The organism is Ohtaekwangia sp. (assembly GCF_036568665.1).
Taxonomy (GTDB): domain Bacteria; phylum Bacteroidota; class Bacteroidia; order Cytophagales; family Cyclobacteriaceae; genus Ohtaekwangia.
Genome location: NZ_DATCSD010000112.1, coordinates 1 through 5,897 on the forward strand (window position 1 = coordinate 1; position 5,897 = coordinate 5,897).

General features: G+C 44.0%; 4 protein-coding genes. All 4 read right to left on the reverse strand.

Annotated features, from left to right (window positions below; translation table 11 throughout):
* A partial coding sequence (locus VIN08_RS05865; RefSeq protein ID WP_331961633.1) for a ligand-binding sensor domain-containing protein occupies positions 1 to 2,358 on the reverse strand: 2,358 nt, incomplete at its 3' end.
* 170 nt (positions 2,359 to 2,528) lie between these two features.
* A complete protein-coding gene (locus VIN08_RS05870) occupies positions 2,529 to 4,067 on the reverse strand; it encodes an ArnT family glycosyltransferase (protein ID WP_331961636.1) in 1,539 nt (512 codons plus the stop codon).
* Between the two features lie 96 nt (positions 4,068 to 4,163).
* Entirely contained in the window at positions 4,164 to 4,820 is a 657-nt protein-coding gene (locus tag VIN08_RS05875) for a DUF2306 domain-containing protein (RefSeq protein WP_331961639.1), read from the reverse strand.
* The coding region (locus VIN08_RS05880; RefSeq protein WP_331961642.1) for a YARHG domain-containing protein at positions 4,821 to 5,897 on the reverse strand (1,077 nt) is incomplete at its 5' end.

The following is a 5,897-nucleotide window of genomic DNA, read 5'->3' on the forward strand; positions in this document are numbered from 1 at the left end:
CCATGTTCCCCACCATGGTGGCAGTATATGTATAATCAGATATGCTCCTTCTTCATTCCATAGGCCATCGTTGTTGCTGGCTTTTACTTTAAATATATAGTAGCCAGGATCAAGGTTGGTGAAAGTAACCGAACGTTGTGCGCCTACATAATTCCAGTCTTTATCAAACCCCTCCAGTTTATACGCATACTGATTTTTATCGGTAGCCGTATAGTTGAGCGCTACATAATGTATGGTGAAGAAGTTCGATTCGTACGAAAGTGTTACCTCCTGCGTTTCACTTATCTGCCTGTCGAGTACACCAAACTTATCGCCAATCTTTACCGATTCATTAAAGATTTTCAGATCGGTAATAAATACCGGTGGTATATTCGGATTGTCTTTTATACTATCCGGATAGAATACATTAACACCTTTACCACCGAAGAAGAATTGTCCCTCGTTGTTACGCAGGCATACACGTGGTTTAAATTCATTGCTAAGCAAACCATCGCTCACATCATAATTACGGAACGATTCTTCCTCAGGATTAAAGCGTGCTATACCACCGGAGGTACTCAACCACAAATTACCCTTGTCGTCTTCCAGTATACCACACACTGTGTTGTTGGGCAATCCGTTCTCAGTAATATAGCGTTTCTGAAATTTCTGATCAACCAGCAGGTGCAATCCGTTGGTAGTACCTACCCACAAGCGTCCTTTCTTATCTTCTGCTATACAATTCACTATACCACTCACAGCAATAGAGTCGGGATGAACGGAGGTATCAAATCGCTTTAATTGTTTACCTGCCCGATCATACAAGGTAAGTTCTTCAATTGATCCTACCCATACATTTTGCTGGCGATCTTCATAGATATACCGGATATAATTATTGAAGCCGAACTCCTTTTCACGCACCTGTTCAAATGTACCTTTGCGTGCATCGGTCAGTATATTCAGACCATCTTGTGTGCCCACCAGCAACTGACCTGCTTCTTTTTCTTCCTGTATAACAAACACATTATTATCCACCAGGCTGCCGGGTTTTGCTGCATCGTGTTTATAGTGTGTAAAGTTATCGGCTTGTTCATTATAGAGGTTCAACCCTCCGTCCCATGTTCCAAACCATAATTGTCGCTTGCTGTCTTCATAGATTGATAATACCGGGTCGTTCGCAAGGCTGGCGTTATCCTGTGTATGTCTATAGTATTGTATATGCTCATTCTTCTTTACAGCGAGCCCTCCTTCTGTACCAATCCAGAATCGTTTCTTGGAATCCTGCCAGATCGCATTTACCACATCATTCTCCAGGGGTATATTTACCTCCAGGAACTTCTCTTTCAGTTTGTCGATCACACATATACCCTTCGAGAATGTGCCTATCCAAATACGTCCTTCGCGATCTTTATACAACGCCCATACTGAATTATCGGAGAGTGAAGACAGATCATTTTTAACAGACATGAAGTGCGAAAATTTACCGGTGCGTTTATTGAACCGGTTCAGTCCGCCATTCTCTGTACCGATCCAGAGATAATCACCATCGATGGCAAGCGAAAGTATATTGTTGACAGCGAGTCCTTCTTTACCTGAAGTATTTTTCGTGGTATAGTTGGTAAATATATTTCGGGCAACGTCAAATTTACTTAACCCTTCCGCGGTAGCGATCCACACATTGTTCTGATCATCTTTTATAGCTACATCAAAAAGGTCGCTTACGATACTATTCGGGTTCGATGCATCAGCATGATATTTGGTCAGGGTATTGCTCTCTGTATTCCACCGGAAAAATCCTGTATCGCGGATACCCATCCAATATTCATTTTCGGATGCGGGTATAATAGAATGTACCGGGTTACGCGATAGAAAAACAAAATGCTTCTGCAAGCGTGGGTGTAATGCCTTGGTATACTGATCGGCAAAAGCATATCCGGATTTTACACCGGCCACCCATATACAATTTTTATCTTCAATAATTTCATTCACTTCACAATCGAACGCATATCCGGGTACGCGCGAAAAATTATCCTGAGCACGATTGTATATATGAAGTCCGCCATGGCGAGTAGCTACCCAGATAAGTCCGCGGTTATCTTCATAAATACGATTGATAGAGTTCTTGAGAAGACTGGTAGTATCGTCCGGATGATTACGGTATATTTTAAATTCATAGCCATCAAATCGGTTCAGGCCATCGTCTGTAGCGAACCATAAAAATCCACGGGAGTCCTGTACTATATCTGTTACCCGGGAGTTGGAAAGCCCGGAAGCAGTTTCTATACGCGAGAACTTGATCTTCTCAAGAGTAGACTGAGCGTTTACTATTCCGCAGCAAAGAAGACTGAACAGATAACAACTGCATCGAATTGCCTTCATGTCTGAATGGTCTGCCCCTGAATACGGCAGGGGTGCAAAGATGAAGGAATCCGTTTATCTCAACACTCCGGTTTATCCATGATCGCTTTCTCAATAAAACACGTAATGATGAATCCGTATTTCCACTGAGAAAACGATCGCAGAGCATTGGTGTTATAACGCTTGGAATATCACTCGTAATGTTTTTCGTATTTCCAGGAGGTGGCGATAGGATACTTCAGCTTCCGACAAAGAAAGATGCGCACATGATTTTCATACGGCATGCAATAGGTACACGAAGAAACACCTACTTCCTCGACCGATTCAAAATCATTCACGTGATCTTCCATAGTTCCCCCCAGAATCATCACTACCTCACCGGTATAATTGCGCGTTCCCCATATCCAGTAATTATTATGTGTACCGATAGATTTGGGTAAGCCATATTTTGCTCCATAAAAATCGATCGCACCACAGCGGCCATAATTCGAAGAGACGATTGCACATTTTTCTTTGTCCTCTTCACTTAATGAATTATATACTTTCGCTACATCCCGCGCTTTTTCTTCCCACCCAAACATATCAGCATAGAATTGCGGCAGCTCGGCCAGCTCTTTGTTTTCGCTGGAACTCGGCTCCATACCTATCTTTTTAGCATACACTATATATTGCTCCACGGGTAGTACAGGCAATATCATCGGTAGCAAGACTACCGATGATACTGCGATAAGTGCCGGATATACCATGCGCAACCAACGCACGGATGGCATAGTGAATTTCTGTTCAATATATATACCGGCTGCAGCCAGGAGGCACGCATACCCCGGAGCAAGATATTCACCTTTGCTGGTAGGATTTATTACTAATATAATAAATGCAGTAAGGTACAGCCACCCGAAGATGCCATAGCTTTGCAGCGGCTTGTAAAAGAACAAGGCGAGTAATCCGGTTATCCACACAGGAGCGCTGAGCGGGTTCAGGTATAGTATCTGCTCAACCACAAATTGCAGTCTGCTTCTGCCGGAATATTTACCGGCTGATGCGTTGTGTATAAATTCAAGATGCGCGTTATCGTGGTTCAGGTTCCAGAAAATATAGGGTACAAAAATTACCAGGGCAATGATACCTGCTATATATAGCCAGCGTGAAGAGAACCAGGCACGGTGAGTAAACACTATACCGGTAAATATACCCGCTCCTAAAAAGAGCACGCTGATCTTGTTGAGCAACCCAACCCCCAACACTGCACCCAGCGCTATCCAATAGCCCGGCCGTGGTGTATGAATAAGTTTCAGAACAAAGTACATCGCCAGCGTCCATAAAAATATATCGATGGCATTCATGGAGTAAACACCACTCATGCCCAGATGAATGAGGGAGAACACAACACACCAGCACGCCAGGAAAACAGCAAAGGCTTTTCCGCCCATTTGCCTGGTTAGTAACCCGGCCAGCACAACGGTACCGGTATGCGCCAGCGCGGGTATCATGCGAATGGAAACGAGGCTATCGCCAAAGAGCAACCGCCATATTTTGAGCAGGAAAATTGAGAAAGGGGGCTGATCGACATAGCCCCAGGCAAGGTGATCGCTGCAGGCTATATAATAGAGTTCGTCACGGAAGAAACCGTAACCACCGTTGAGATTAACGATCAGGTGTAGTAAAAAGACAAAAAGGGCACTGGCGACAATGATCCAGTTCTCGGTGCGTGTAGGCGAAGGGATGTTCATACGTTTTTCTTTTGTTCGGGGTAAAAATGCCTGAAGCAGTGCCCTGTTCGCGAATTTCCTGATAAACCAGGCATTCGACTTTATAAAACAGAACGTTTAAAGACCTGCAGCACGCCCGTTTGTTGCCTCGTGCACGGTTTTTCGAATATAAATTTCTGCCACCAGCAGGTTCGGCACCCAACTGAGCCAGGCCAGCGTGGCATACGCTCCGGGTTCGCTCAGGTTATACCGATAGGAAGTAAAGAAGATATATACCCGTAAAGTAATAGCCGCGAAGGTGAGCGCATAGCTTCGCCACATCCAGGCACGATGTGCTGCAAGGTCTCCCTTTCGGATGCGATCGAACGCCAGCGCGGTAAACCAAAACCACAATGTTCCCTGCAACAGAAAACTCATTAATACCAATGGCCCGCGATCAACAAATAAACTCATCACAATACCACCGGGTGCTGCAAAGAAAAGAATGCCCATTACATAGATATACCCGAAGAACCTGTGCAGTCTTTTGAACCTACGAATGGATGACGGATGAAGCTGAAAGAAACCGATAACCAGTATAATGCCACCCACCAGCACATGCGAATAGTATGCAGGTAAATACCAACCCGTGGCAATAGCCTGCTGCTTGAGGCGCAGAAAATTATACCGCGGATCAAAATTACTATACGAAAGTGCATTGGCAGCCAAAGCAACACCCAGCATAACTATAACAAAGAGCCCGGTGTTCTTGGCAATGGTAACTATGCGTTGCATTTATACCGCTTTACCTCCTTGTAACAAGGAAATGATCTTTGCCAGAAACGCCAGGTTATGGCGATCTTCTTCTGTTAACAGATCCTGCAGGTCTTCTTCTTTATCGAACTGAGGCTTATACCATTTATAATATTTATAGTTCTCGGCTATTTCCGAGCCTGGAAAACTATAGCCATAGTCAGCGAGTATTTCATTACGTATATAAGTTACTGTTGCCAGTGAAAGGAATGAAACATTTTCTTCACCCTTATCAGTATAACGTTTAAAATCGCCTGAAAGATAGGAGCTATCCAGTTTTACAAACTGCGATTGGGGAAATCTGCGATGCGATGTGCAGGGAGTTGCAGCAGTACCTGCGTTGAGACGGAAATAAGTATAGGCCGGTATATTAAATTCATCAAAGTCACTTCCCTCCGGCTGATTACTCTCGTATTGCAATTCGAGCAGTGTATCATTCAACTTGTGAAAATTGATTTTGCTGCTGGAGTTGATATCACTCACAGCCAGTGTATCATGCTGATGATTTACCAGCACCAGGCGATCGTAAGTATAAAACTCTTCCCGCCCTTCGATATACCGCTCATTAATCGTGGTAACGACAGCTTGGATTTTATCGGTAATGCTTTCGAGCATCGTGCTACCGGTCGCAATATATTCCGTCCATGCATTGAGTGGTACTTCGGCAGTAGATATACCGCTTACGATTTCGCTGAGAATACCTGTGGTAACCATATACGAAGGAGGCATAATGATACCGGCTCCCATATATTCCTGATTGGGAATTTCGCAGAATGCTTTTGCATCACCTTTCAGCACAAGGTTTTTGGGAAGAAATTCATATTTATCCACTAACTGCTCGGCTGCCGCTGAAGGAAATCCCTCATGATATTGAAAAGCATGATCGATCCATCCATAGAGCGTATCCTGTTTTACCAGCGCAAAAGAATTATCCGCTGTATAAGGAATGATCATATCATATAACGGCTCTACTATTTGTTGCTGCGTTTCGAGGTTGAAGTAACCAACCTTACCGTTCTTCTTAATCTCTACCAATCCCGGAACATCAAACCCGATCGT